12 protein-coding genes, 2 tRNA genes and 7 rRNA genes are annotated in these 26,092 nt (G+C 56.1%); 13 read left to right on the forward strand and 8 right to left on the reverse strand.

All coding sequences use genetic code 11. The annotated features are described in order from the left end of the window. Nucleotides 1–2 precede the first annotated feature (2 nt). From ACI7M0_RS00570 to ACI7M0_RS00580, 3 genes are all read right to left on the reverse strand, one after another. Nucleotides 3–317 (reverse strand): NAD(P) transhydrogenase subunit alpha, encoded by a 315-nt coding sequence (locus ACI7M0_RS00570; RefSeq protein WP_003252914.1) that lies wholly within the window; start codon nucleotides 315–317, stop codon nucleotides 3–5. An 11-nt stretch (nucleotides 318–328) separates the two neighbouring features. Next, nucleotides 329–1,450, reverse strand: a complete 1,122-nt coding sequence (locus ACI7M0_RS00575; RefSeq protein WP_020191551.1) for a Re/Si-specific NAD(P)(+) transhydrogenase subunit alpha — start codon at nucleotides 1,448–1,450, stop codon at nucleotides 329–331. Between the two features lie 419 nt (nucleotides 1,451–1,869). Next, nucleotides 1,870–2,787 carry a LysR family transcriptional regulator gene (locus tag ACI7M0_RS00580; RefSeq protein WP_104960561.1) on the reverse strand — a complete coding sequence of 306 codons (918 nt, stop codon included), beginning with the start codon at nucleotides 2,785–2,787 and terminating at the stop codon, nucleotides 1,870–1,872. Between the two features lie 160 nt (nucleotides 2,788–2,947). Here ACI7M0_RS00580 and ACI7M0_RS00585 point away from each other — a divergent pair, with 160 nt between their 5' ends. From ACI7M0_RS00585 to rrf (ACI7M0_RS00635), 11 genes are all read left to right on the forward strand, one after another. Then, nucleotides 2,948–4,129 (forward strand): acyl-CoA dehydrogenase, encoded by a 1,182-nt coding sequence (locus ACI7M0_RS00585; protein ID WP_003252907.1) that lies wholly within the window; start codon nucleotides 2,948–2,950, stop codon nucleotides 4,127–4,129. 13 nt (nucleotides 4,130–4,142) lie between these two features. Beyond that, complete coding sequence (locus tag ACI7M0_RS00590; RefSeq protein ID WP_129933003.1) at nucleotides 4,143–5,363, forward strand: CaiB/BaiF CoA-transferase family protein; 1,221 nt, start codon at nucleotides 4,143–4,145, stop codon at nucleotides 5,361–5,363. A gap of 554 nt (nucleotides 5,364–5,917) precedes the next feature. Beyond that, nucleotides 5,918–7,454: ribosomal RNA gene (locus ACI7M0_RS00595) — 16S ribosomal RNA — on the forward strand. Nucleotides 7,455–7,746: 292 nt separating this feature from the next. Next, a 23S ribosomal RNA gene (locus tag ACI7M0_RS00600) occupies nucleotides 7,747–10,639 on the forward strand. 131 nt (nucleotides 10,640–10,770) lie between these two features. Continuing rightward, a 5S ribosomal RNA gene (gene rrf / locus ACI7M0_RS00605) occupies nucleotides 10,771–10,886 on the forward strand. 448 nt (nucleotides 10,887–11,334) lie between these two features. Further along, nucleotides 11,335–12,871: ribosomal RNA gene (locus tag ACI7M0_RS00610) — 16S ribosomal RNA — on the forward strand. An 85-nt stretch (nucleotides 12,872–12,956) separates the two neighbouring features. Further along, a tRNA-Ile gene (locus ACI7M0_RS00615) sits at nucleotides 12,957–13,033 on the forward strand. A gap of 24 nt (nucleotides 13,034–13,057) precedes the next feature. Then, a tRNA-Ala gene (locus ACI7M0_RS00620) sits at nucleotides 13,058–13,133 on the forward strand. Nucleotides 13,134–13,376: 243 nt separating this feature from the next. Continuing rightward, a 23S ribosomal RNA gene (locus ACI7M0_RS00625) occupies nucleotides 13,377–16,269 on the forward strand. A 131-nt stretch (nucleotides 16,270–16,400) separates the two neighbouring features. Continuing rightward, a 5S ribosomal RNA gene (gene rrf / locus ACI7M0_RS00630) occupies nucleotides 16,401–16,516 on the forward strand. Nucleotides 16,517–16,625: 109 nt separating this feature from the next. Next, a 5S ribosomal RNA gene (gene rrf, locus ACI7M0_RS00635) occupies nucleotides 16,626–16,741 on the forward strand. Together the 16S, 23S and 5S rRNA genes with 2 tRNA genes alongside form the textbook arrangement of a ribosomal RNA operon. Nucleotides 16,742–16,807: 66 nt before the next feature. Here the strand turns inward: rrf (ACI7M0_RS00635) and ACI7M0_RS00640 are convergent. The 4 genes from ACI7M0_RS00640 to ACI7M0_RS00655 all read right to left on the reverse strand — a co-directional run bounded on the left by ACI7M0_RS00640 (nucleotide 16,808) and on the right by ACI7M0_RS00655 (nucleotide 21,648). Further along, nucleotides 16,808–19,222: a TonB-dependent siderophore receptor gene (locus ACI7M0_RS00640; RefSeq protein WP_129933908.1), complete on the reverse strand. Its 2,415-nt coding sequence runs from the start codon at nucleotides 19,220–19,222 to the stop codon at nucleotides 16,808–16,810. A gap of 165 nt (nucleotides 19,223–19,387) precedes the next feature. After that, a complete protein-coding gene (locus tag ACI7M0_RS00645) occupies nucleotides 19,388–20,344 on the reverse strand; it encodes a FecR family protein (RefSeq protein WP_104960565.1) in 957 nt (318 codons plus the stop codon). A 4-nt stretch (nucleotides 20,345–20,348) separates the two neighbouring features. After that, complete coding sequence (locus ACI7M0_RS00650) at nucleotides 20,349–20,852, reverse strand: sigma-70 family RNA polymerase sigma factor (RefSeq protein ID WP_014589285.1); 504 nt, start codon at nucleotides 20,850–20,852, stop codon at nucleotides 20,349–20,351. A 106-nt stretch (nucleotides 20,853–20,958) separates the two neighbouring features. After that, nucleotides 20,959–21,648: a GntR family transcriptional regulator gene (locus ACI7M0_RS00655; RefSeq protein WP_064492509.1), complete on the reverse strand. Its 690-nt coding sequence runs from the start codon at nucleotides 21,646–21,648 to the stop codon at nucleotides 20,959–20,961. A 203-nt stretch (nucleotides 21,649–21,851) separates the two neighbouring features. On the opposite strand from ACI7M0_RS00655, the gene lapG reads away from it, so the two are divergent. Beyond that, the gene (gene lapG / locus ACI7M0_RS00660; protein ID WP_011953175.1) at nucleotides 21,852–22,613 is read left to right on the forward strand and encodes a cysteine protease LapG; all 762 of its coding nucleotides are present in this window, start codon (nucleotides 21,852–21,854) and stop codon (nucleotides 22,611–22,613) included. A 10-nt stretch (nucleotides 22,614–22,623) separates the two neighbouring features. Beyond that, nucleotides 22,624–24,570 carry a cyclic di-GMP receptor LapD gene (gene lapD, locus ACI7M0_RS00665; RefSeq protein ID WP_129933907.1) on the forward strand — a complete coding sequence of 649 codons (1,947 nt, stop codon included), beginning with the start codon at nucleotides 22,624–22,626 and terminating at the stop codon, nucleotides 24,568–24,570. A gap of 156 nt (nucleotides 24,571–24,726) precedes the next feature. Here the strand turns inward: lapD and ACI7M0_RS00670 are convergent, their stop codons facing one another. Continuing rightward, a complete protein-coding gene (locus ACI7M0_RS00670; protein ID WP_177413622.1) occupies nucleotides 24,727–26,085 on the reverse strand; it encodes an HlyD family type I secretion periplasmic adaptor subunit in 1,359 nt (452 codons plus the stop codon). Nucleotides 26,086–26,092 lie beyond the last annotated feature (7 nt).

The raw sequence follows: 26,092 nt of genomic DNA on the forward strand, positions 1-26,092 counted from the left end.
GCTTACTTCTTCGCCTCGTTCTTGGTTTTCTTCTTGAACATCTCAAGCATGCGGCGGGTGACCAGGAAGCCACCGAACACGTTGACTGCGGCAAGGGCCACGGCCAGGGTGCCCATCAGCTTGCCAGCCGGGGTCACGGTCAGGGCCGCGGCTAGCATGGCGCCGACGATGACGATTGCCGAGATGGCATTGGTGACCGCCATCAGTGGGGTGTGCAGCGCCGGGGTGACGTTCCACACCACGTGGTAGCCCACATAGATGGCCAGCACGAAAATGATCAGGTTATAGATGCCGTGGGAAATCAGCATGTCTTCCATTGTCGTGCTCCTTAGCCGTTTTTGCGGACGACCTGACCATCACGGCACATCAGGCAGGCCGCGACGATGTCGTCTTCGAGGTTGATGATCAGCGCGCCATCCTTGTCGAACAGCAGCTTCATGAAGTCCAGCAGGTTGCGTGCATACAGTGCCGAGGCATCGGCACTCACCTGGGCCGGCAGGTTGGTCGGGCCGACGATGATCACGCCGTTTTCCTGCACCACCTGGTCTGCGACGGTCAGCGGGCAGTTGCCGCCTTGGGCTGCAGCCAGGTCGATGACCACCGAGCCGGGCTTCATCTGCGCCACGGTTTCGGCGCTTAGCAGGGTCGGCGCCTTGCGCCCGGGGATCAGCGCGGTGGTGATGACGATATCCGCCTGCTTGGCGCGCTCGTGCACGGCCTGCGCCTGGCGCTGCATCCAACTGGCCGGCATTGGTCGGGCATAGCCGCCAACACCTTCGGCGCATTCTCGCTCCTCGTCGGTCTCGTATGGCACGTCGATGAATTTTGCACCCAGTGATTCGATCTGCTCTTTCACTGCCGGGCGAACGTCGGATGCTTCGATCACTGCACCCAGGCGCTTGGCTGTGGCGATGGCCTGCAAGCCGGCAACGCCGGCGCCCAGTACCAGCACGCGTGCGGCCTTAACGGTACCGGCAGCGGTCATCAGCATTGGCATGAAGCGTGGGTAGTGATGGGCTGCCAGCAACACGGCCTTGTAGCCGGCGATGTTGGCCTGCGACGACAGCACGTCCAGGCTCTGCGCCCGCGAGGTTCGCGGCGCGGCTTCCAGGGCGAAGGCGGTAATGCCGCGTTCGGCCATCTTGCCGATCAGTTCACCGTTGAAGGGGTTGAGCATGCCCACCAGAAGGCTGCCGCTGTTGATCAGGGCCAGTTCCTGGTCGTTGGGGGCGACCACTTTGAGTACCAATTGGGCGCCGTAGGCATCGGCGGCGCTCCCAAGGGAAGCACCCACGGCTTCATAGGCACTGTCCGGAATGGCGGCGTTGAGCCCTGCCCCCCGTTGAACGGTGACCTGATGGCCCTGGCCAATCAGTTTCTTGATGGTTTCGGGGGTCGCAGCGACCCTTGTCTCACCGGTCTGCGTCTCGAGAGGAACACCAATGTGCACGACTATTTCTCCTGCGGTGACCTTTTGTCTTTGTAGAAGCCAACACACTTCGGATGGTGCGCTGGGGCGGCTGTGGAGCGCCAACCCGCCGGATCCCGGGCGGGGCGAAGCATTTTGCAGACGAACCCGAAGGCCTTCAACCGGTTCTGGAGCGAAACGAAGTCAAAACTACAAGTCACCCTGTGACCGCTTGTCGCAGCAATAGGGTTGCAGCCCGTCAAACATGCGCCATTGGCAGATTAGGAGAAAAAATCAAAAAAAAAGCGGCCAATTCGCTTACGACTAGTTGGATGTCGCAAAATAACCCGCAAAGCCGCGTACTGAGCACGGTTAAAGGGTGTTTTTGTGCTTGCGTTACAGTTTGCGAATATGCGACATATACATACATCTGTAGGTGTTTAAAATAATTGACTACAGGGTCAATTTGTCGCGTTTGTCCCTGAGCTATTTATGTAGGCCTGAGCCTGGCTTACCAGCCAGTCGCGGAAGGCGCGTAGCGACGCCGACTCCACCTTGCGCTCTGGAATCATCAGATAGTAGGCCTTGTCGCTACTCAGGGCATGCCTGTTAGCGACCACCAGCCTTCCCTCCTCCAACTCCCGCTGGATCAGGAACGGTGGTATCAGGGCAATGCCCATATCGTGCATGGCCGCCTGGGCGAGCATCGAGAATAGTTCATAGCGCGGGCCTGTCATGTCGCGCTCCACATTCATGCCCACACTGCCGAACCATTGCCGCCAGGCATACGGGCGCGTGCTCTGCTGCAGCAGTGGTAGCTGCGCGATGTGGCGTGCCTCGAGCATGCCTTGGCCGTTCAGCAGCGCCGGGCTGCACACAGGTACCGGGTTTTCACCCATCAGTTGGTGCGATTGGGTGCCTGACCAGTCCGCATCACCAAAATAGATGGCGGCATCGAAGGTAGTGTCGGCAAACAGGAATGGCCGGGTGCGGTTGGTGAGGTTGACTGTGACCTCCGGATGGCGCTGCTGGAAGTCCTTGAGCCGTGGTAGCAGCCATTGAGTGCCAAACGTCGGAACTACCGCCAGCTCGATCACATTGGCGCCTTGCTGGCGCATCACCGACAAGGTATCGCGCTCCACGGCGTCCAGTTGGGCCGCCACCTGGCGACTGTAGGACAGGCCGGCTTCGGTCAGCCTTACGCCGCGGCGCGAGCGACGGAACAGTTCCACATTAAGGAAGGCCTCCAGGCCACCGATCTGCCGACAGACGGCACCCTGGGTCAGCGCGAGTTCCTGGGCAGCCTTGGTAAAGCTCTCGTTACGGGCTGCCGCCTCGAAGCAAATCAGGGCGGCGGTACTGGGGATCTTGCGGCGCATGTACGTCAAACTCACTTGTAAGGCTGTCAATAAGGCGTTTTGCCGATTTACGGAGTGACAAAATATCACTAATCGGTGCGCAATCCTCGTTTGTCCCCGCAGCCGATCAGGCCTAGGCTCAAAGGCACAAGAAACTGCCCCCTATTTCGAGGATTCGCTCATGGCCGGTAAAGCAAGCTTCAACTGGATCGACCCGTTGCTGCTGGATCAGCAGCTCACTGAAGAAGAGCGCATGGTGCGTGACAGCGCTTATCAGTTCGCCCAGGACAAGCTGGCGCCGCGTGTGCTCGAGGCCTTCCGCCATGAGCAGACCGATCCGGCGATCTTCCGCGAGATGGGTGAAGTCGGCCTGTTGGGTGCAACCATCCCCGAGCAATACGGTGGCAGCGGCCTGAACTATGTGTGCTACGGCCTTATTGCTCGCGAAGTGGAACGTATCGACTCGGGTTACCGCTCGATGATGAGTGTGCAGTCGTCGCTGGTGATGGTGCCGATCAACGAATTTGGCACCGAAGCTCAAAAGCAGAAGTACCTCCCCAAGCTGGCCAGTGGCGAGTGGATCGGTTGCTTCGGTTTGACCGAGCCTAACCATGGCTCCGATCCTGGCTCGATGATTACCCGGGCGAGAAAGGTCGACGGTGGCTACCGGCTGACCGGCAGCAAGATGTGGATCACCAACAGCCCCATCGCCGATGTGTTCGTGGTGTGGGCCAAGGATGATGCGGGCGATATCCGTGGCTTTGTACTGGAAAAAGGCTGGCAAGGTCTGAGTGCCCCGGCAATTCATGGCAAGGTTGGCCTGCGCGCCTCGATCACTGGCGAAATCGTCATGGACAATGTGTTCGTGCCAGAAGAGAACATCTTCCCGGACGTGCGTGGCCTCAAGGGCCCGTTCACCTGCCTGAATTCGGCTCGCTATGGTATTTCGTGGGGTGCGCTGGGTGCCGCTGAAGCCTGCTGGCACACCGCCCGCCAATACACCCTGGATCGTCAGCAGTTTGGTCGTCCACTGGCCGCCAACCAGTTGATACAGAAGAAGCTGGCCGACATGCAGACCGAAATCACCCTGGCGCTGCAGGGCTGCCTGCGTCTGGGGCGCATGAAGGATGAAGGGACGGCTGCGGTGGAAATCACCTCCATCATGAAGCGCAATTCCTGCGGCAAGGCGCTGGATATCGCCCGTATGGCGCGTGACATGCTGGGCGGCAACGGCATCTCCGACGAGTTTGGTGTGGCCCGCCACCTGGTTAACCTGGAGGTGGTCAACACCTATGAAGGTACCCACGACGTGCATGCACTTATCCTGGGGCGTGCGCAGACTGGTATCCAGGCGTTCTATTAATAAGGAGCAAGCCATGGGCGCGCTATCACATCTGCGGGTGCTAGACCTTTCGCGCGTGTTGGCCGGCCCGTGGTCTGGTCAGATTTTGGCTGACCTTGGTGCCGACGTGATCAAGGTCGAGCGCCCAGGCAGTGGCGACGATACCCGCTCATGGGGGCCGCCTTTCCTCAAGGATGTCGAAGGTGAGGACACCAGTGAGGCGGCTTACTACCTGTCGGCCAACCGCAACAAGCGCTCAGTGACCATCGACTTTACCCAGCCGGAGGGGCAACGGCTGGTGCGGGAGCTGGCGGCGAAGTGCGATATCGTCATAGAGAACTTCAAGGTGGGTGGGCTGGCTGCCTATGGCCTGGACTACCAGAGCCTCAAGGCGGTAAACCCGCAGCTCATCTATTGCTCCATTACCGGCTTCGGTCAGACCGGGCCCTATGCCAAGCGCGCTGGCTATGACTTCATGATCCAGGGGTTGGGTGGGCTGATGAGCCTGACCGGCCGTCCGGAGGGTGAAGAAGGCGCAGGGCCGGTCAAGGTGGGTGTGGCGCTTACCGATATTCTGACCGGGTTGTATTCCACGGTCGCCATGCTGGCTGCCCTCGCTCATCGGGATCAGACAGGGGTCGGCCAGCATGTCGACATGGCATTGCTCGATGTGCAGGTGGCCTGCCTTGCGAACCAGGCAATGAACTACCTGACCACGGGCATCCCTCCCCGTCGGCTGGGTAATGCGCATCCTAATATAGTCCCTTACCAGGACTTTCCGACGGCAGATGGCGATTTCATTCTTACCGTCGGTAATGACAGCCAGTTCCGCAAGTTCGCTGAAGTGGCCGGGCAGCCGCAATGGGCGGAGGACCCTCGGTTCGTTACCAATAAGCTGCGGGTCGCCAACCGGGCTGAGCTGATACCTTTGATTCGCCAGGCTACGGTGTTCAAGACCACGGCTGAGTGGGTGGCCCAGTTGGAGGCTGCAGGAGTGCCATGTGGGCCTATCAATAACCTGGCGCAGATGTTCCAGGACCCCCAGGTGCTGGCGCGCGGGTTGGCGTTGAATATCCCGCATCCATTGGCGGGTAGTGTGCCGCAAGTTGCGAGCCCGATACGGTTGTCGGAGACGCCAGTGGAGTATCGCCGGGCGCCACCACTGCTGGGCGAGCATACCGAAGTGGTGCTGGGGGAAGTGTTGGGGCTGGATGCTGGCGAGGTACAGCGTCTGCGTGATGCTGGGGTGCTCTAGATGAAAAGCGGGGAGGCCGTCAGGCCTCCCCGCTTTGTTTTTCAGCGCTATCAAAGTTTATTGAAATTAAAGGTTGACGCCCTCTCGAATCCCCTTATAATGCGCCCCACTTCCAGCGACATCGGAACGAAAAACTCCTTGAAATTCAATGAGTTAAGTAGTTAAGGCGAAAGCTGAAAGGGCTGCGATCAAATGATCGAAAGCGGTTGAGATGATGGTTGACAGCGCTTCCAAGTGCTGTATGATTCGCCTCCCGCTACGAGAGATCGCAGCGAGCCAAGTGTTTGAAGCTAAACGAGTTTCTCGCAAAAAACTTCAAAATAAACGCTTGACAGACCCTGAGGAAAGCGTAGAATGCGCGCCTCGGTTGAGACGAAAAGCTCTTAACCAAACGCTCTTTAACAAATCGAATCAAGCAATTCGTGTGGGTGCTTGTGAGTACGGACTGATAGTCAAAAAGATTATCAGCATCACAAGTGGCCATGCGAGAAATCACATAGTCATTTGAGATTGCTGAGCCAAGTTTAGGGTTTCTTAAAAACCCAAGCAGTATTGAACTGAAGAGTTTGATCATGGCTCAGATTGAACGCTGGCGGCAGGCCTAACACATGCAAGTCGAGCGGATGACGGGAGCTTGCTCCTTGATTCAGCGGCGGACGGGTGAGTAATGCCTAGGAATCTGCCTGGTAGTGGGGGACAACGTTTCGAAAGGAACGCTAATACCGCATACGTCCTACGGGAGAAAGCAGGGGACCTTCGGGCCTTGCGCTATCAGATGAGCCTAGGTCGGATTAGCTAGTTGGTGGGGTAATGGCTCACCAAGGCGACGATCCGTAACTGGTCTGAGAGGATGATCAGTCACACTGGAACTGAGACACGGTCCAGACTCCTACGGGAGGCAGCAGTGGGGAATATTGGACAATGGGCGAAAGCCTGATCCAGCCATGCCGCGTGTGTGAAGAAGGTCTTCGGATTGTAAAGCACTTTAAGTTGGGAGGAAGGGCAGTAAGCTAATACCTTGCTGTTTTGACGTTACCGACAGAATAAGCACCGGCTAACTCTGTGCCAGCAGCCGCGGTAATACAGAGGGTGCAAGCGTTAATCGGAATTACTGGGCGTAAAGCGCGCGTAGGTGGTTTGTTAAGTTGGATGTGAAAGCCCCGGGCTCAACCTGGGAACTGCATCCAAAACTGGCAAGCTAGAGTACGGTAGAGGGTGGTGGAATTTCCTGTGTAGCGGTGAAATGCGTAGATATAGGAAGGAACACCAGTGGCGAAGGCGACCACCTGGACTGATACTGACACTGAGGTGCGAAAGCGTGGGGAGCAAACAGGATTAGATACCCTGGTAGTCCACGCCGTAAACGATGTCAACTAGCCGTTGGAATCCTTGAGATTTTAGTGGCGCAGCTAACGCATTAAGTTGACCGCCTGGGGAGTACGGCCGCAAGGTTAAAACTCAAATGAATTGACGGGGGCCCGCACAAGCGGTGGAGCATGTGGTTTAATTCGAAGCAACGCGAAGAACCTTACCAGGCCTTGACATGCAGAGAACTTTCCAGAGATGGATTGGTGCCTTCGGGAACTCTGACACAGGTGCTGCATGGCTGTCGTCAGCTCGTGTCGTGAGATGTTGGGTTAAGTCCCGTAACGAGCGCAACCCTTGTCCTTAGTTACCAGCACGTTATGGTGGGCACTCTAAGGAGACTGCCGGTGACAAACCGGAGGAAGGTGGGGATGACGTCAAGTCATCATGGCCCTTACGGCCTGGGCTACACACGTGCTACAATGGTCGGTACAGAGGGTTGCCAAGCCGCGAGGTGGAGCTAATCTCACAAAACCGATCGTAGTCCGGATCGCAGTCTGCAACTCGACTGCGTGAAGTCGGAATCGCTAGTAATCGCGAATCAGAATGTCGCGGTGAATACGTTCCCGGGCCTTGTACACACCGCCCGTCACACCATGGGAGTGGGTTGCACCAGAAGTAGCTAGTCTAACCTTCGGGGGGACGGTTACCACGGTGTGATTCATGACTGGGGTGAAGTCGTAACAAGGTAGCCGTAGGGGAACCTGCGGCTGGATCACCTCCTTAATCGACGACATCAGCCTGCTGATGAGCTCCCACACGAATTGCTTGATTCATTGTCGAAGACGTTTTTCCTGGTCAGAACCTGGAAATGAGCATTCGCTTCGAATGTTGATTTCTGGCTTTTGTCAGATCGTTCTTTAAAAATTCGGATATGTGATAGATATAGACTGAACACCAGTTTCACTGCTGGTGGATCAGGCTAAGGTAAAATTTGTGAGTTCTGCTCGAAAGAGCAACGTACGAATTTTCGGCGAATGTCGTCTTCACAGTATAACCAGATTGCTTGGGGTTATATGGTCAAGTGAAGAAGCGCATACGGTGGATGCCTTGGCAGTCAGAGGCGATGAAAGACGTGGTAGCCTGCGATAAGCTTTGGGGAGTCGGCAAACAGACTGTGATCCAGAGATCTCTGAATGGGGGAACCCAGCCAGCACAAGCTGGTTATCTTGTACTGAATACATAGGTGCAAGAGGCGAACCAGGGGAACTGAAACATCTAAGTACCCTGAGGAAAAGAAATCAACCGAGATTCCCTTAGTAGTGGCGAGCGAACGGGGACCAGCCCTTAAGTTGATTTGAGATTAGTGGAACGCTCTGGAAAGTGCGGCCATAGTGGGTGATAGCCCCGTACACGAAAATCTCTTATCAATGAAATCGAGTAGGACGGAGCACGAGAAACTTTGTCTGAATATGGGGGGACCATCCTCCAAGGCTAAATACTACTGACTGACCGATAGTGAACCAGTACCGTGAGGGAAAGGCGAAAAGAACCCCGGAGAGGGGAGTGAAATAGAACCTGAAACCGTATGCGTACAAGCAGTGGGAGCCTACTTTGTTAGGTGACTGCGTACCTTTTGTATAATGGGTCAGCGACTTATATTCAGTGGCGAGCTTAACCGAATAGGGGAGGCGTAGCGAAAGCGAGTCTTAATAGGGCGTTTAGTCGCTGGGTATAGACCCGAAACCGGGCGATCTATCCATGGGCAGGTTGAAGGTTAGGTAACACTGACTGGAGGACCGAACCGACTACCGTTGAAAAGTTAGCGGATGACCTGTGGATCGGAGTGAAAGGCTAATCAAGCTCGGAGATAGCTGGTTCTCCTCGAAAGCTATTTAGGTAGCGCCTCATGTATCACTGTAGGGGGTAGAGCACTGTTTCGGCTAGGGGGTCATCCCGACTTACCAAACCGATGCAAACTCCGAATACCTACAAGTGCCGAGCATGGGAGACACACGGCGGGTGCTAACGTCCGTCGTGAAAAGGGAAACAACCCAGACCGTCAGCTAAGGTCCCAAAGTCATGGTTAAGTGGGAAACGATGTGGGAAGGCTTAGACAGCTAGGAGGTTGGCTTAGAAGCAGCCACCCTTTAAAGAAAGCGTAATAGCTCACTAGTCGAGTCGGCCTGCGCGGAAGATGTAACGGGGCTCAAACCATGCACCGAAGCTACGGGTATCATCTTATGATGATGCGGTAGAGGAGCGTTCTGTAAGCCTGTGAAGGTGAGTTGAGAAGCTTGCTGGAGGTATCAGAAGTGCGAATGCTGACATGAGTAACGACAATGCGAGTGAAAAACTCGCACGCCGAAAGACCAAGGTTTCCTGCGCAACGTTAATCGACGCAGGGTTAGTCGGTCCCTAAGGCGAGGCTGAAAAGCGTAGTCGATGGAAAACAGGTTAATATTCCTGTACTTCCAGTTATTGCGATGGAGGGACGGAGAAGGTTAGGCCAGCCTGGCGTTGGTTGTCCAGGTTTAAGGTGGTAGGCTGAAATCTTAGGCAAATCCGGGATTTCAAGGCCGAGAGCTGATGACGAGTTGCCTTCAGGCGACGAAGTGGTTGATACCATGCTTCCAAGAAAAGCTCCTAAGCTTCAGATAACTGGGAACCGTACCCCAAACCGACACAGGTGGTTAGGTAGAGAATACCAAGGCGCTTGAGAGAACTCGGGTGAAGGAACTAGGCAAAATGGCACCGTAACTTCGGGAGAAGGTGCGCCGGCGAGGGTGAAGGACTTGCTCCGTAAGCCCATGCCGGTCGAAGATACCAGGCCGCTGCGACTGTTTATTAAAAACACAGCACTCTGCAAACACGAAAGTGGACGTATAGGGTGTGACGCCTGCCCGGTGCCGGAAGGTTAATTGATGGGGTTAGCGCAAGCGAAGCTCTTGATCGAAGCCCCGGTAAACGGCGGCCGTAACTATAACGGTCCTAAGGTAGCGAAATTCCTTGTCGGGTAAGTTCCGACCTGCACGAATGGCGTAACGATGGCGGCGCTGTCTCCACCCGAGACTCAGTGAAATTGAAATCGCTGTGAAGATGCAGTGTATCCGCGGCTAGACGGAAAGACCCCGTGAACCTTTACTATAGCTTTGCACTGGACTTTGAATTTGCTTGTGTAGGATAGGTGGGAGGCTTTGAAGTGGGGACGCCAGTTCTCATGGAGCCATCCTTGAAATACCACCCTGGCAACTTTGAGGTTCTAACTCAGGTCCGTTATCCGGATCGAGGACAGTGTATGGTGGGTAGTTTGACTGGGGCGGTCTCCTCCCAAAGAGTAACGGAGGAGTACGAAGGTGCGCTCAGACCGGTCGGAAATCGGTCGTAGAGTATAAAGGCAAAAGCGCGCTTGACTGCGAGACAAACACGTCGAGCAGGTACGAAAGTAGGTCTTAGTGATCCGGTGGTTCTGTATGGAAGGGCCATCGCTCAACGGATAAAAGGTACTCCGGGGATAACAGGCTGATACCGCCCAAGAGTTCATATCGACGGCGGTGTTTGGCACCTCGATGTCGGCTCATCACATCCTGGGGCTGAAGCCGGTCCCAAGGGTATGGCTGTTCGCCATTTAAAGTGGTACGCGAGCTGGGTTTAGAACGTCGTGAGACAGTTCGGTCCCTATCTGCCGTGGACGTTTGAGATTTGAGAGGGGCTGCTCCTAGTACGAGAGGACCGGAGTGGACGAACCTCTGGTGTTCCGGTTGTCACGCCAGTGGCATTGCCGGGTAGCTATGTTCGGAAGAGATAACCGCTGAAAGCATCTAAGCGGGAAACTTGCCTCAAGATGAGATCTCACTGGGATCTTGAATCCCCTAAAGGGCCGTCGAAGACTACGACGTTGATAGGTTGGGTGTGTAAGCGCTGTGAGGCGTTGAGCTAACCAATACTAATTGCCCGTGAGGCTTGACCATATAACACCCAAGCAATTTGCTGACGCAGATTGCGGTGGTGAAGACGAAAGACCCGAAAATTCGTAAGACCACAAATATCGCATATCCGAATTCGCTGGGCTGTCCAACTGGACATTCTGGCAACAGAATTTCTTGACGACCATAGAGCATTGGAACCACCTGATCCCATCCCGAACTCAGTAGTGAAACGATGCATCGCCGATGGTAGTGTGGGGTTTCCCCATGTGAGAGTAGGTCATCGTCAAGATTCATTTCGCAAAACCCCTATCTGCGCACGCAGGTAGGGGTTTTGTCTTTAAGTAGAAGCTCATGCTTCGTCCTGGTAAGCCGCAAGGTTAGCCAGCTGCAGTAAAAAGGTGGTTGACAGTGTTTTTGAATGCTGTATTATTCACCTCCCGCGACGAGAGATCGAAGCGAGTTAAGTGTCTGAAGTTAAACGAGTTTCTCGCAAAAACTTCAAAATAAACGCTTGACAGGCTCTGAGGAAAGCGTAGAATGCGCGCCTCGGTTGAGACGAAAAGCTCTTAACCAAACGCTCTTTAACAAATCGAATCAAGCAATTCGTGTGGGTGCTTGTGAGTACGGACTGATAGTCAAAAAGATTATCAGCATCACAAGTGGCCATGCGAGAAATCACATAGTCATTTGAGATTGCTGAGCCAAGTTTAGGGTTTCTTAAAAACCCAAGCAGTATTGAACTGAAGAGTTTGATCATGGCTCAGATTGAACGCTGGCGGCAGGCCTAACACATGCAAGTCGAGCGGATGACGGGAGCTTGCTCCTTGATTCAGCGGCGGACGGGTGAGTAATGCCTAGGAATCTGCCTGGTAGTGGGGGACAACGTTTCGAAAGGAACGCTAATACCGCATACGTCCTACGGGAGAAAGCAGGGGACCTTCGGGCCTTGCGCTATCAGATGAGCCTAGGTCGGATTAGCTAGTTGGTGGGGTAATGGCTCACCAAGGCGACGATCCGTAACTGGTCTGAGAGGATGATCAGTCACACTGGAACTGAGACACGGTCCAGACTCCTACGGGAGGCAGCAGTGGGGAATATTGGACAATGGGCGAAAGCCTGATCCAGCCATGCCGCGTGTGTGAAGAAGGTCTTCGGATTGTAAAGCACTTTAAGTTGGGAGGAAGGGCAGTAAGCTAATACCTTGCTGTTTTGACGTTACCGACAGAATAAGCACCGGCTAACTCTGTGCCAGCAGCCGCGGTAATACAGAGGGTGCAAGCGTTAATCGGAATTACTGGGCGTAAAGCGCGCGTAGGTGGTTTGTTAAGTTGGATGTGAAAGCCCCGGGCTCAACCTGGGAACTGCATCCAAAACTGGCAAGCTAGAGTACGGTAGAGGGTGGTGGAATTTCCTGTGTAGCGGTGAAATGCGTAGATATAGGAAGGAACACCAGTGGCGAAGGCGACCACCTGGACTGATACTGACACTGAGGTGCGAAAGCGTGGGGAGCAAACAGGATTAGATACCCTGGTAGTCCACGCCGTAAACGATGTCAACTAGCCGTTGGAATCCTTGAGATTTTAGTGGCGCAGCTAACGCATTAAGTTGACCGCCTGGGGAGTACGGCCGCAAGGTTAAAACTCAAATGAATTGACGGGGGCCCGCACAAGCGGTGGAGCATGTGGTTTAATTCGAAGCAACGCGAAGAACCTTACCAGGCCTTGACATGCAGAGAACTTTCCAGAGATGGATTGGTGCCTTCGGGAACTCTGACACAGGTGCTGCATGGCTGTCGTCAGCTCGTGTCGTGAGATGTTGGGTTAAGTCCCGTAACGAGCGCAACCCTTGTCCTTAGTTACCAGCACGTTATGGTGGGCACTCTAAGGAGACTGCCGGTGACAAACCGGAGGAAGGTGGGGATGACGTCAAGTCATCATGGCCCTTACGGCCTGGGCTACACACGTGCTACAATGGTCGGTACAGAGGGTTGCCAAGCCGCGAGGTGGAGCTAATCTCACAAAACCGATCGTAGTCCGGATCGCAGTCTGCAACTCGACTGCGTGAAGTCGGAATCGCTAGTAATCGCGAATCAGAATGTCGCGGTGAATACGTTCCCGGGCCTTGTACACACCGCCCGTCACACCATGGGAGTGGGTTGCACCAGAAGTAGCTAGTCTAACCTTCGGGGGGACGGTTACCACGGTGTGATTCATGACTGGGGTGAAGTCGTAACAAGGTAGCCGTAGGGGAACCTGCGGCTGGATCACCTCCTTAATCGACGACATCAGCCTGCTGATGAGCTCCCACACGAATTGCTTGATTCATTGTAAAAGACGATGCTGTAACGCGACCCTGTTATAGGTCTGTAGCTCAGTTGGTTAGAGCGCACCCCTGATAAGGGTGAGGTCGGCAGTTCAAATCTGCCCAGACCTACCATTACATGGTTCAGCCGTAGAATACGGGGCCATAGCTCAGCTGGGAGAGCGCCTGCCTTGCACGCAGGAGGTCAGCGGTTCGATCCCGCTTGGCTCCACCACTTTCGCCGTACGCAGTCACTTGTCAGAACTTAGAAATGAACATTCAGATCGAATGTTGATTTCTGACTTTTGTCAGATCGTTCTTTAAAAATTCGGATATGTGATAGATATAGACTGAACACCAGTTTCACTGCTGGTGGATCAGGCTAAGGTAAAATTTGTGAGTTCTGCTCGAAAGAGCAACGTACGAATTTTCGGCGAATGTCGTCTTCACAGTATAACCAGATTGCTTGGGGTTATATGGTCAAGTGAAGAAGCGCATACGGTGGATGCCTTGGCAGTCAGAGGCGATGAAAGACGTGGTAGCCTGCGATAAGCTTTGGGGAGTCGGCAAACAGACTGTGATCCAGAGATCTCTGAATGGGGGAACCCAGCCAGCACAAGCTGGTTATCTTGTACTGAATACATAGGTGCAAGAGGCGAACCAGGGGAACTGAAACATCTAAGTACCCTGAGGAAAAGAAATCAACCGAGATTCCCTTAGTAGTGGCGAGCGAACGGGGACCAGCCCTTAAGTTGATTTGAGATTAGTGGAACGCTCTGGAAAGTGCGGCCATAGTGGGTGATAGCCCCGTACACGAAAATCTCTTGTCAATGAAATCGAGTAGGACGGAGCACGAGAAACTTTGTCTGAATATGGGGGGACCATCCTCCAAGGCTAAATACTACTGACTGACCGATAGTGAACCAGTACCGTGAGGGAAAGGCGAAAAGAACCCCGGAGAGGGGAGTGAAATAGAACCTGAAACCGTATGCGTACAAGCAGTGGGAGCCTACTTTGTTAGGTGACTGCGTACCTTTTGTATAATGGGTCAGCGACTTATATTCAGTGGCGAGCTTAACCGAATAGGGGAGGCGTAGCGAAAGCGAGTCTTAATAGGGCGTTTAGTCGCTGGGTATAGACCCGAAACCGGGCGATCTATCCATGGGCAGGTTGAAGGTTAGGTAACACTGACTGGAGGACCGAACCGACTACCGTTGAAAAGTTAGCGGATGACCTGTGGATCGGAGTGAAAGGCTAATCAAGCTCGGAGATAGCTGGTTCTCCTCGAAAGCTATTTAGGTAGCGCCTCATGTATCACTGTAGGGGGTAGAGCACTGTTTCGGCTAGGGGGTCATCCCGACTTACCAAACCGATGCAAACTCCGAATACCTACAAGTGCCGAGCATGGGAGACACACGGCGGGTGCTAACGTCCGTCGTGAAAAGGGAAACAACCCAGACCGTCAGCTAAGGTCCCAAAGTCATGGTTAAGTGGGAAACGATGTGGGAAGGCTTAGACAGCTAGGAGGTTGGCTTAGAAGCAGCCACCCTTTAAAGAAAGCGTAATAGCTCACTAGTCGAGTCGGCCTGCGCGGAAGATGTAACGGGGCTCAAACCATGCACCGAAGCTACGGGTATCATCTTATGATGATGCGGTAGAGGAGCGTTCTGTAAGCCTGTGAAGGTGAGTTGAGAAGCTTGCTGGAGGTATCAGAAGTGCGAATGCTGACATGAGTAACGACAATGCGAGTGAAAAACTCGCACGCCGAAAGACCAAGGTTTCCTGCGCAACGTTAATCGACGCAGGGTTAGTCGGTCCCTAAGGCGAGGCTGAAAAGCGTAGTCGATGGAAAACAGGTTAATATTCCTGTACTTCCAGTTATTGCGATGGAGGGACGGAGAAGGTTAGGCCAGCCTGGCGTTGGTTGTCCAGGTTTAAGGTGGTAGGCTGAAATCTTAGGCAAATCCGGGATTTCAAGGCCGAGAGCTGATGACGAGTTGCCTTTAGGCGACGAAGTGGTTGATACCATGCTTCCAAGAAAAGCTCCTAAGCTTCAGATAACTGGGAACCGTACCCCAAACCGACACAGGTGGTTAGGTAGAGAATACCAAGGCGCTTGAGAGAACTCGGGTGAAGGAACTAGGCAAAATGGCACCGTAACTTCGGGAGAAGGTGCGCCGGCGAGGGTGAAGGACTTGCTCCGTAAGCCCATGCCGGTCGAAGATACCAGGCCGCTGCGACTGTTTATTAAAAACACAGCACTCTGCAAACACGAAAGTGGACGTATAGGGTGTGACGCCTGCCCGGTGCCGGAAGGTTAATTGATGGGGTTAGCGCAAGCGAAGCTCTTGATCGAAGCCCCGGTAAACGGCGGCCGTAACTATAACGGTCCTAAGGTAGCGAAATTCCTTGTCGGGTAAGTTCCGACCTGCACGAATGGCGTAACGATGGCGGCGCTGTCTCCACCCGAGACTCAGTGAAATTGAAATCGCTGTGAAGATGCAGTGTATCCGCGGCTAGACGGAAAGACCCCGTGAACCTTTACTATAGCTTTGCACTGGACTTTGAATTTGCTTGTGTAGGATAGGTGGGAGGCTTTGAAGTGGGGACGCCAGTTCTCATGGAGCCATCCTTGAAATACCACCCTGGCAACTTTGAGGTTCTAACTCAGGTCCGTTATCCGGATCGAGGACAGTGTATGGTGGGTAGTTTGACTGGGGCGGTCTCCTCCCAAAGAGTAACGGAGGAGTACGAAGGTGCGCTCAGACCGGTCGGAAATCGGTCGTAGAGTATAAAGGCAAAAGCGCGCTTGACTGCGAGACAAACACGTCGAGCAGGTACGAAAGTAGGTCTTAGTGATCCGGTGGTTCTGTATGGAAGGGCCATCGCTCAACGGATAAAAGGTACTCCGGGGATAACAGGCTGATACCGCCCAAGAGTTCATATCGACGGCGGTGTTTGGCACCTCGATGTCGGCTCATCACATCCTGGGGCTGAAGCCGGTCCCAAGGGTATGGCTGTTCGCCATTTAAAGTGGTACGCGAGCTGGGTTTAGAACGTCGTGAGACAGTTCGGTCCCTATCTGCCGTGGACGTTTGAGATTTGAGAGGGGCTGCTCCTAGTACGAGAGGACCGGAGTGGACGAACCTCTGGTGTTCCGGTTGTCACGCCAGTGGCATTGCCGGGTAGCTATGTTCGGAAGAGATAACCGCTGAAAGCATCTAAGCGGGAAACTTGCCTCAAGATGAGATCTCACTGGGATCTTGAATCCCCTAAAGGGCCGTCGAAGACTACGACGTTGATAGGTTGGGTGTGTAAGCGCTGTGAGGCGTTGAGCTAACCAATACTAATTGCCCGTGAGGCTTGACCATATAACACCCAAGCAATTTGCTGACGCAGATTGCGGTGGTGAAGACGAAAGACCCGAAAATTCGTAAGACCACAAATATCGCATATCCGAATTCGCTGGGCTGTCCATCTGGACATTCTGGCAACAGAATTTCTTGACGACCATAGAGCATTGGAACCACCTGATCCCATCCCGAACTCAGTAGTGAAACGATGCATCGCCGATGGTAGTGTGGGGTTTCCCCATGTGAGAGTAGGTCATCGTCAAGATTCATTTCGCAAAACCCCTATCTGCGCATGCAGGTAGGGGTTTTGTCTTTAAGTAGGAACTACAGAGATTCGCAGGCACGTCCTAGGGACGGGCCAGCACACAGAATTTCTTGACGACCATAGAGCATTGGAACCACCTGATCCCATCCCGAACTCAGCAGTGAAACGATGCATCGCCGATGGTAGTGTGGGGTTTCCCCATGTGAGAGTAGGTCATCGTCAAGATTCAAACCCAAAGCCCCTGTCTGCGATGCAGACAGGGGCTTTGTCTTTTCCGGGTTTCAATATCGGTTAGAACTGATAGCTGACCGTGGCGCTCACATTGCGCTCTTCACCCATGTAGCAGTAGTTCAGGCTGGCACATGAGGTGATGTAGCTTTCATTGGTAAGGTTGTTGGCGTTCAAGCGCACATCCACACCCGTAAGACCGACCTTGCCCAGGTCATAGCCGATCGAGGCGTCGAACAGGGTGTAGGAAGGCACCTTCATGCTGTTTTCCGCATCGACCCAGCTGTACCCCACATATCGCACCCCACCGCCCAGCCGCAGGCCATCCAGTGCCCCCTGGCGGAAGTTATAGTCGGCCCACAGCGAGAGCATCTGTTTCGGCGCCTGAGTCGGCGAATTACCCTTGTTGTCCAAGTTGCCCGACACAAGGCTCGGCATTGACTTCGAATACTCGATATCGGTGAAGGTATAGCCACCCAGCAGTTTGAGGCTGTCGGTCAGTTGCACATGGGCCTCCAGCTCCAGCCCTTGCGAGCGGACTTCACCGACAGGGCGGTAGAAGTCTTCGTCAGGCTGTTTAGACGCCAAATTCTCCTGCTCGATGCGGAACACCGATGCGGTGAACAGGTTGTCGCTCCCTGGTGGCTGATATTTGATGCCGGCTTCCCACTGAGTGCCCTCCGTCGGTGCCAGCGGCCGACCTTGCTGGTCGGACACGGTGTTCGGGTTGAACGACTCCGAGTAGCTGATGTAGGGCGCAATGCCGTTCTCGAACAGGTAGAGCACTCCAGCCCGGGAGGTGAACCTGGAGCGTTGATCACTGACCTTGCTGTCGCTGTCACGGTTCTCTTCGGACACCTTCACCCAGTCCTGGCGCAGTCCCAAGGAAAAGCGCCACTGGTCCAGCTCCACCAGATCCTGCAGGTACACACCCGTTTGTTGCAAACGCCGCTGGTAGCGGTTCTCGCCCAGTACCTGAAGGTTGCCATTGCCGTACTGAGGATTGCCAGCATCCAGCGGGTCGACGGTGCCATAACGCCATGTCACGTCGGCTTTGCGCCGCTGGTAGTCAGCCCCCAAGAGCAGGGTGTGCTTGGCGGCCCCAGTAAAAAACTCTGCCTGCAGCATGTTATCAATGATGTATGAATGCAGACGCTCGTCGCCGCCGGTATAGGCGCGGTTTAGCATGTTGCTGTCAACATCTGCCCAGCCGGCGGCGTACACCTGGTCCATCGACACGTCGGAATCCTGATAACGGAAGTTCTGCCGCGCGGTGAAAACATCATTGAAGCGGTGCTCAAACTGGTAACTGAAGGATTGCTGCGTGCGCTCGTAGTTGTCGATGCTCGGCTCGCCTTCGAAGAAATGGTCTGACAGGCGAAAACCGTTGCGCTTGTGCAGCATGCCGTCTGCAGGGTTGCCGCCGTGGTACCCACCGTCAGGGTCGTGCTGCAAATAGGCCTGCAGCGTGAGTGAGGTGTCTTCGGTGAAGTCGACACTGATAGCAGGGGCGATGGCGTAACGTTCTTCCTTGTTGTGGTCGAACTGAGTGTCGGAAGCATCCGCCAAACCCGTCAGGCGATACGCAATGCGTTTGTCGTCATCCACAGGACCACTGAAGTCGAAGCCCACGCCACGCTGGCCCTGAGTACCTACCGTGGCCTGAACCTGATGGTAAGGGGCAAAGAGTGGCTTCTTGGTGGTCAGGGCTACCAGGCCACCCGGCGAGCTTCGCCCGTACAGTACCGAAGATGGTCCCTTGAGAATGTCGATGCGCTCAAGGAAGTATGGGTCTACCTGCATTGTGCTGTAGGTGCCGTTGTCTCCCATTGACTTGAGCCCATCGACGTAGATGTTGTCCACCGAACCGTCGTTGAAGCCGCGCATGGCTACATAGTCATAGCGATGAGTGGCACCGTACGGGTTGGTCAGTACTCCAGGCGTGTAGCGCATGGCTTGGGCAACGGTCTGAGAGCCCTGATCATCCATTTGCTGGCGAGTAACCACCGAGATCGATTGGGATGTCTCCACCAAGGGCATGCTGGTCTTGGTCGCCACCTGGCTGTGCGTGGCGTTGTAACCCTCCATGCTGCCCAGTGCGTTGCCGAGGGAGAAACTACGGATGTCGGTGTCTGGCAATGCCAGGGCAGCGTTCTGACGCTGTGCCTGCAGCACATAGTTACGTCCCCCCTGGCTGACGGCTTCCAGTCCGCTGCCATTTAGCAACTGGCGCAGCGCCTGATCGGCTGTGTACTGCCCCTGCAGTCCGTTGGAATGCAGGCCATCGGTCAGCTGAGGCGTGCTCGATAGGGTGATCCCGGCCTGGCGAGCGATTGTGTTGAGCACGTCGGTCAGTTCGCCAGCTGGTATTGCATAGTGTTGGCTCACTTCGGCTGTGTCGGCCGCAACGGAAAGTTGCGGAACAGTTGCCAGGCCCAGGGCGGTACCAAACAGAACAGCCCGGATGGCATGGCGCAAGTGAGCTGATTGCAGGACTGGACGAAAATCATTCGGGCTGAAAGTGTGGGTTAACACCGGGTTGGTAGACATGAAGGGTCCGTTAAAGTGTCGAGGGCAGAAAGTGTTGCTTACTGTCCTAGCCGGACCTGGATTCAAAACCCGCCAGAAATCGATAACGCCTTATCAGGTGATGCTCTCTACATGCACCCACCAGCGTGTACGTCGACGAAGTCGTACGGGCAACGTCTGCGGTAGCAGCCGAAGCAGTTGCTCCGGGTCTTCGAGGCGGAACACCCCCGACAGGCGCAGGTCGGCAATATCATTGCTGCAGCCCAGGTAACCATGGCGATAGCGGCTGACCTGCGCGAGGAAGTTGGAGAGGCGCATGTCCTGAGTGACGATCAACCCTTCAGTCCAGGCCATCGCATCCATGTCCATGTGCGCGAGCCGGTGCGCACCTTGAGCATCCAGGCGCCAGTTCTGGCCACCTTCGATCCACTGAAGTTGGCCAGCACCAGGCCGGTGTATCGCCACTTTGCCGTGGCTGACGCTGACACGTGTGTAGTCGCTATCCTGATAGGCCACAAAGCGTCCTTCGAAGCCTTCAAGCAGCGCGTCGCGGGTTTGTACCAGCAGGGGATTCCGGGGGTTGCAGTTGATCATCAATTCCCCATGCTTCAGGCGGACCAGGCGCTGTTGATCATGGAAGGCCAGGTCCACGGCACTGCAGGTATTGAGTTGCATCAGTGAGCCATCGGGCAGGGTGAAGACGCGTCGCTCGCCCGTGCCGGTGGCATAGTCTGACGTCCAGGCACTCACAGTATCGAGGTCTTTGGCCAGCCAGCTCGCAGATCCTGCCATGACAACGCCGCCAAGCAGCTTCAGCGCCTGTCGACGGCGCAGGCGCTGCTGGCTGGTTTCCAGTGTCTGCAATGCCAGCCCGGCACCCGGGATAGCGCGCAGGTCGAGGTCCTTATGAAGGTGAACCATACGCTGCCAGGCCTGTTCGTTTTCGTGGTGGCTGCTGCGCCATTGCGCGCACTGTTGTTGCAGAGCTGGATCGTGCCCGCTCTCACGTAGCCGCAGCATCCACTGAATGGCCTGCCTGACCGTTTTTGGATCAGGGCGTGCGACGGTCATGGAATCAGCAGTCGTCTTCATAGCGCAGCACGTAGCAGTGATAGAGCGCATCGGCGATGTAGCGCTCAACGGTGCGCACGGAGATACCCATCTGTTCGGCGATGGCCTGATGCTTCAGCCCCTCGCATTGAGCCAGCAGGAATGCGCGACGTACCTTGGGTTTGAGGCCGTCGAGCATGCGTGCAATACGTTCAAGCAATTCCAGCAGCAGCTCGCGGGTCTCGACTGAGGGGACCAGTGCTTCCGGCACATGGGCCAAAGCCTCCAGGTAGGCCCTGTGCAGTTCCTCGCGGCGCCAATGATCGATCACCAACCCACGCGCTACCGTGCGCAGGAAGGCCCTGGGAGCATTCAGCTGCAATTGTTCACGACGCTGTAGCAAGCGGACGAAGGTATCCTGGGCGAGGTCAGCCGCATCGGCTGCGTTGCCGAGCTTGCTACGCAGCCAGGTATGCAACCAGCCGTGGTGGTCACTGTAGAGCGTTTGCACGGAATCGTTGCTGGGCATGGAGGAGGGCGCCGGCATCAATGGACGTTAATGATAATTAGTCTCATTGTTGGCGGAGCAAGATTAATTTGCAACCCATCAATTAACGCGTAAAGCCGGTAATGGGCTAACGCCCCAATTGCGTATCCAGGTAATTACGGATCACCCGCGCCCCGCCATTGAGGTGCCGTTCCAGCACCGCTACCGCTTCGTCCACCAGCTTGTCGCTGGCTGCATCTACCAGTGCGTTGTGATCGTCCTGAGTGAGCTTGCCCAGGCCCATGGACGAAAGATGGAAGCGCAGGAAGCGTTCTTCCTCGTTCAGTTCGTTCTCGATAAGGCGCAGTAGTTTCTTGTTCGGCGCCTTGCTGTACAGCGCCATGTGGAGCAGGCGGTTGAGGCGGCCAATTTCGGTGTGGCTGGTCTCGTTCTCCAGTTGCTGGATATACCCGCGGGCGCTGGCGATGTCGCTGGCATCAAGCAGCGGGATAGACTGGCGCAGCGCCTCGCTCTCGAGCAATACGCGAAGGGCATAGGTGTCCACTGCATCCTCGCCGATCAGCGGTGCAACGACGGCGCCCTTGTGCATCTCCACTTTCAACAGGGATTGCGCTTCGAGCTGGCGCAGGGCCTCGCGCACGGGCATGCGACTGACGCCGTACAAGGTGGCGAGCTCTTGTTGGCGAACTGCAGTACCAGGCGGCAAGCGACCATCGAGAATGGCGCTGCGCAGGCGTTCTTCGATCACGCCACGGGCCTGATGCGGCAACAACTGCTCGCTGGCCAGCACATTGCTCAATTTGATTTTCTTGGCCACGCGACGCCTGCCTCAACGATGACTATATTGGATCCAATTAAACTAGTAACAGCTTGTGAGTGTGTCAAACCTGCACCCACACTGGTACGGGCGCCCCAAAAGCGCGGCTATGGTGGAGGAAGTCGCACGTCAAAGGAAGCTGCCTATAGAAAGATGTAAGCAGAAAGTATAGGCGGGCTGACAGCCGGGTGCGTGATTGCAGGGTGCCATTGTCTTTTGCGGTGGCAAGCCCCACCATCGCTGCTTTCGACTGGTCTGAACAGGGCTTCGCAGTGGCGATATCCTGGTTGCTCAAAACCGTAGTGCGATATGTCGGCTTTGCCGCGCTGCTGGGCAGTCTTCTGCTGGGCGGCTTGCACGCGGATTGGGATTTCTCCCAGATCAGCCGCAAGTCGCAGGCTCTGTACGGCCCACTAGGTGCCGGGCAGGGTCGCATCGATGCTTGGCAGAGCCTGATGGCCACGCAGAAGCAGGGTACTGAGCTTGAACGGTTGCAAGTGGTCAACCGCTTCTTCAACCAGCAATTGCGTTATGTCGAGGATATCGATCTGTGGCATGAGGTCGACTACTGGGCCACACCTGTGCAGGCACTGATCAAAGGTGCAGGGGACTGCGAGGATTACGCCATCGCCAAATATTTCAGTCTACGGCGCATGGGAATCCCCAGCGAGAAACTGCGCATCACCTACGTCAAGGCGCTGCGGCAGAACCGGGCACACATGGTCCTGACCTATTATTCAAGCCCACAGGCCCAACCTTTGGTGCTGGACAGTCTGATGGATGCCATAAAGCCGGCAAGCCAGCGTACCGACCTGCTGCCGGTGTACGCCTTCAATGGCGAGGGGTTGTGGCTGACGGGCGCGGCAGGGAACAAGAAGGTTGGTGATACCAAGCGGCTGTCACGCTGGCAGGATTTGTTGAAGAAAATGCAGGCCGAAGGGTTCCCGGCCGAGCCGGTTTACTGAAGGAGCACAGATGTCACTGTTCAAACAATTGCTGTTGGCCATTTGCCTGTTCCTGGTGGTCGCCTTCAGTGGCAGTTTCATGGTCAGCCTGGAAAGCTCGCGCAGCCAGTACGTCAACCAGCTGCGCTCGCACGCCCAGGATGCGGCCACCGCGCTGGCGCTTTCGCTGACGCCGAATATCGACGACCCAGCGATGGTCGAGCTGATGGTCAGCTCGATTTTCGACAGTGGTTACTATGCAAGCATCAAGGTCGTCGACCTGGGTTCCAACGCCGTGCTGGTGGAGCGTCACGCCGAGCCAGACCCTGGCGGTGTGCCGCTTTGGTTCGTGCGCCTGATCGGCCTTGAGGCCGCCGGCGGCGATGCAATCGTCAGTCGTGGCTGGCAGCAGGCCGCGCGCGTTGAAGTGATCAGCCACCCGATGTTCGCCATTGCCAAGCTTTGGCAAAGCGCCTTGGGCAGCCTGGGTTGGTTGCTGTTGTGCGGTGCGGCCAGTGCCGTGCTCGGTGCTTTGCTGTTGCGCCGCCAGTTGAGGCCGCTGGACTACATGGTCGAGCAATCCCACGCTATTGCCCGCCGCGAATTCCTCAGCCTGCCAGAGTTGCCACGCACGCCGGAGCTACGCCGCGTAGTGCAAGCGATGAACCAGATGGTCGAGAAACTCAAAGCCCTGTTCACCGAGCAGGCCGAGCGCAGTGAGCGGCTACGTGCGGAGTCCTACCAGGACAGCCTGACCGGGCTGTCGAACCGCCGCTATTTTGAAATGCAGCTGAACAATCGGGTAAGCAACCTGGAAGACGCGCGCGCCGGCTACCTGCTGTTGCTGCGGGTTCAGGGCCTGGCTGGCCTGAACGCCCGCCTTGGCGGCCAGCGTACCGACCAGTTGTTGCAAGCGGTAGGTGAACAGCTGCGTCGTACTTGTGCCAGCTACCCGGAAACCAACGACCTCATTTCCCGCAGCCGCGGCGGCGAGTTTGCAGTGCTGGCACCGGGCATGGTGCATGAGGAGGCAGTACACCTTGCCCAGGCTCTGGAGGCAACGTTGCAGAGCCTGCACGAAACGGGGGCCAGTGATATCGACCCAGTGGCTTGTATAGGCCTGGCGCCATTCAGCCCTGGTGATTCACCCCAGGCATTGCTGAAGCTTGCCGACGAGGCTCTGGCCCGGGCTGAGAACCAGCCAACGCCGGGCTGGGTATGCCTTGAGCAAGGTGTTGCTGCGGTTGCTGCAGATAGCCAGCATGCCTGGCACGAACGGCTCGACCAGGCGTTCATCAATGGGCATTTCGAGTTGTTCTTCCAGCCAGTGATGGAGTGCGCTTCCTCGCAACGGGTACTGCACCACAAAGTTATTTCGCGTTTGCGCGATGGCCAGGGCGAGGCCTTGCCGGCGGGCCGCTTCCTGCCTTGGCTGGAGCGCTTCGGCTGGATGCCGCGGCTGGATGTGCTGGTGCTGGAGAAAGTGTTGGCGCACCTGCGAGGGCATGACCAGGTGCTGGCGTTGAACCTGTCCGCCGCCACCCTGGCCGACCCCAAGGCCCTTCAGCGCGTTTTCGAGCTGCTGGGCCAGAATGCGGCGCTCGGTCCGCGGCTGGTTTTTGAAATTGGCGAGGAGCAGTTGCCTGAGCAGGCCGCGTTGGAGCAACTCACCCGGCGCCTGCATGGGCTTGGCTTCGGGTTGGCTTTGCAACGCTTCGGTGGGCGCTTCAGCATGATTGGCAACCTGGCGCATTTGGGCCTGGCGTACCTGAAGATTGACGGCAGTTACATCCGCAACATCGATCATGAGCAGCACAAGCGGCTGTTCATCGAAGCGATCCAGCGTGCGGCGCATAGCATCGACCTGCCGCTGATTGCCGAGCGAGTCGAGACGGAAGGAGAGCGGTTGGTGTTGCTGGAGATGGGAGTAGGCGGGATTCAGGGGCAACTGGTGGGTGAGCCTGCGCCTTGGCGCTGAATGGCCTCCCGCGTGCCGCTGTAGGCGTGGGCTAGAGCCGCAAAAGGGCCGCGTAGCGGCCCCCAGGTTCACGTAGCGATTTGCAGGGCTGCTTGTACAGCCTTGTCGCGACATGAGGCCGCTCCTAAAGCAATGGCGAAACCTGCAGGTTGGCTATCACCGCTCCCGCAGCGCTTCCGAACGCGCTTTCATGATCGGCTTGAGCAGGTAGCTCATGATGGTTTTCTTGCCTGTCATGATGTCCACCGTCGCCACCATCCCCGGAATGATCAGCAGTGGCTTCTCGTCAGTCCCCAGGTGGCTGCGATCAGTGCGCAGCTTGATCAGGTAATACGTAGTCTTCTTGTCTTCATCGGTAATGGTGTCGGCGCCAATCTGCTCCAGCTTGGCCTTTAGCCCACCGTAGATGGTGTAGTCATACGCGGTGAACTTGACCGTCGCTTCCTGGCCAGGGTGCAGGAAGGCGATGTCTTTGGGCAAAATCTTCGCCTCGATGACCAGCGTGTCGTCCAGTGGCACGACTTCGAGGATATCGCTGCCTGGCTGGATCACACCACCAATTGTGTTCACCAGCAGTTGCTTGACGATACCGCGCACGGGCGAAGTGACCAGTGTGCGGTTCACCCGGTCGTCCAGCGCCTTGCTGGTGGCGGTAGCCTTGTTCAGTTCGGTGCGTGCCTCGTTCAGCTGGGTCAGCGCTTCGCTTCGGAACTTGCCACGTGTCTCTTCGATCTTGCTTTGCACCTCGCGGATCGCCGCCTCTGCGCGCGGGATCGCCAGCGCAGTGGAATCCAGCTGACCGCGGTTTTCCACTTCAGCACGGCGCAGGCGCAGCACTTCAACCTGGGAAATCGCGCCGGTTGCCACCAGCGGTTCGGACATGCTGATTTCCTTGCGCAGCAGCTCAAGGCTGTTGGCGTACTGGGTGCGTTTGGAGCTGTATTCGCGCAGCTCCTGCTGGCGTTGGACCAACTGCTGCTGCAGGCCGCCAATTTCGTCCTGCAGTTGCTGGCGCCGGCTCTGGTACAGCGACTCTTCACTGGCCGCCTGGTTTGGCGCGGCTTTACGCAGCTTTTCGTCGATAATCAGCGGGCGGTCCTCTACCTCGGCACTCAAACGTTCGACTCGCAGGGCCATGGCCAGGCGGTCAGCCTCGGTTTCACCAACGTTGGAGGCGAAGCGGGTTTCATCCAGGCGCAGCAATGGCTGGCCCACTTCGACGATCTGCCCCTCCTTGGCGAAGATTTCGGCGACGATGCCGCCCTCCAGGTTCTGGATCTTCTGCACCTTGGAAGACGGAATGGCCTTGCCTTCACCCCGCGTAACTTCGTCGATGGGCGCAACGCTGGCCCATACAATCAAGAACACGAAGAACAGGATCACGCCCCAGATGGTCAGCCGCACCACCCGCGGTGCATCTTCGATCAGGGCTTTGTTTACCTCGGGCAGCGGCTGGCCGCCAAGCGAGTCGCTGCCTTTGAAATAGCGCCGCAGGCCGTCCTTGAACTGCCCCATATCCAGC

The organism is Pseudomonas sp. 10(2024) (assembly GCF_045164175.1).
GTDB lineage: Bacteria > Pseudomonadota > Gammaproteobacteria > Pseudomonadales > Pseudomonadaceae > Aquipseudomonas > Aquipseudomonas alloputida.

Coding starts and splice junctions, on each gene's coding strand:
- ACI7M0_RS00570 (WP_003252914.1), bottom strand. CDS start 317: ATGGAAGACATGCTGATTTCCCACGGCATCTATAACCTGATCATTTTC.
- ACI7M0_RS00580 (WP_104960561.1), bottom strand. CDS start 2,787: ATGCGCCGCAAGATCCCCAGTACCGCCGCCCTGATTTGCTTCGAGGCG.
- ACI7M0_RS00585 (WP_003252907.1), top strand. CDS start 2,948: ATGGCCGGTAAAGCAAGCTTCAACTGGATCGACCCGTTGCTGCTGGAT.
- ACI7M0_RS00590 (WP_129933003.1), top strand. CDS start 4,143: ATGGGCGCGCTATCACATCTGCGGGTGCTAGACCTTTCGCGCGTGTTG.
- ACI7M0_RS00645 (WP_104960565.1), bottom strand. CDS start 20,344: ATGACCGTCGCACGCCCTGATCCAAAAACGGTCAGGCAGGCCATTCAG.
- ACI7M0_RS00650 (WP_014589285.1), bottom strand. CDS start 20,852: ATGCCCAGCAACGATTCCGTGCAAACGCTCTACAGTGACCACCACGGC.
- lapD (WP_129933907.1), top strand. CDS start 22,624: ATGTCACTGTTCAAACAATTGCTGTTGGCCATTTGCCTGTTCCTGGTG.
- ACI7M0_RS00670 (WP_177413622.1), bottom strand. CDS start 26,085: ATGGGGCAGTTCAAGGACGGCCTGCGGCGCTATTTCAAAGGCAGCGAC.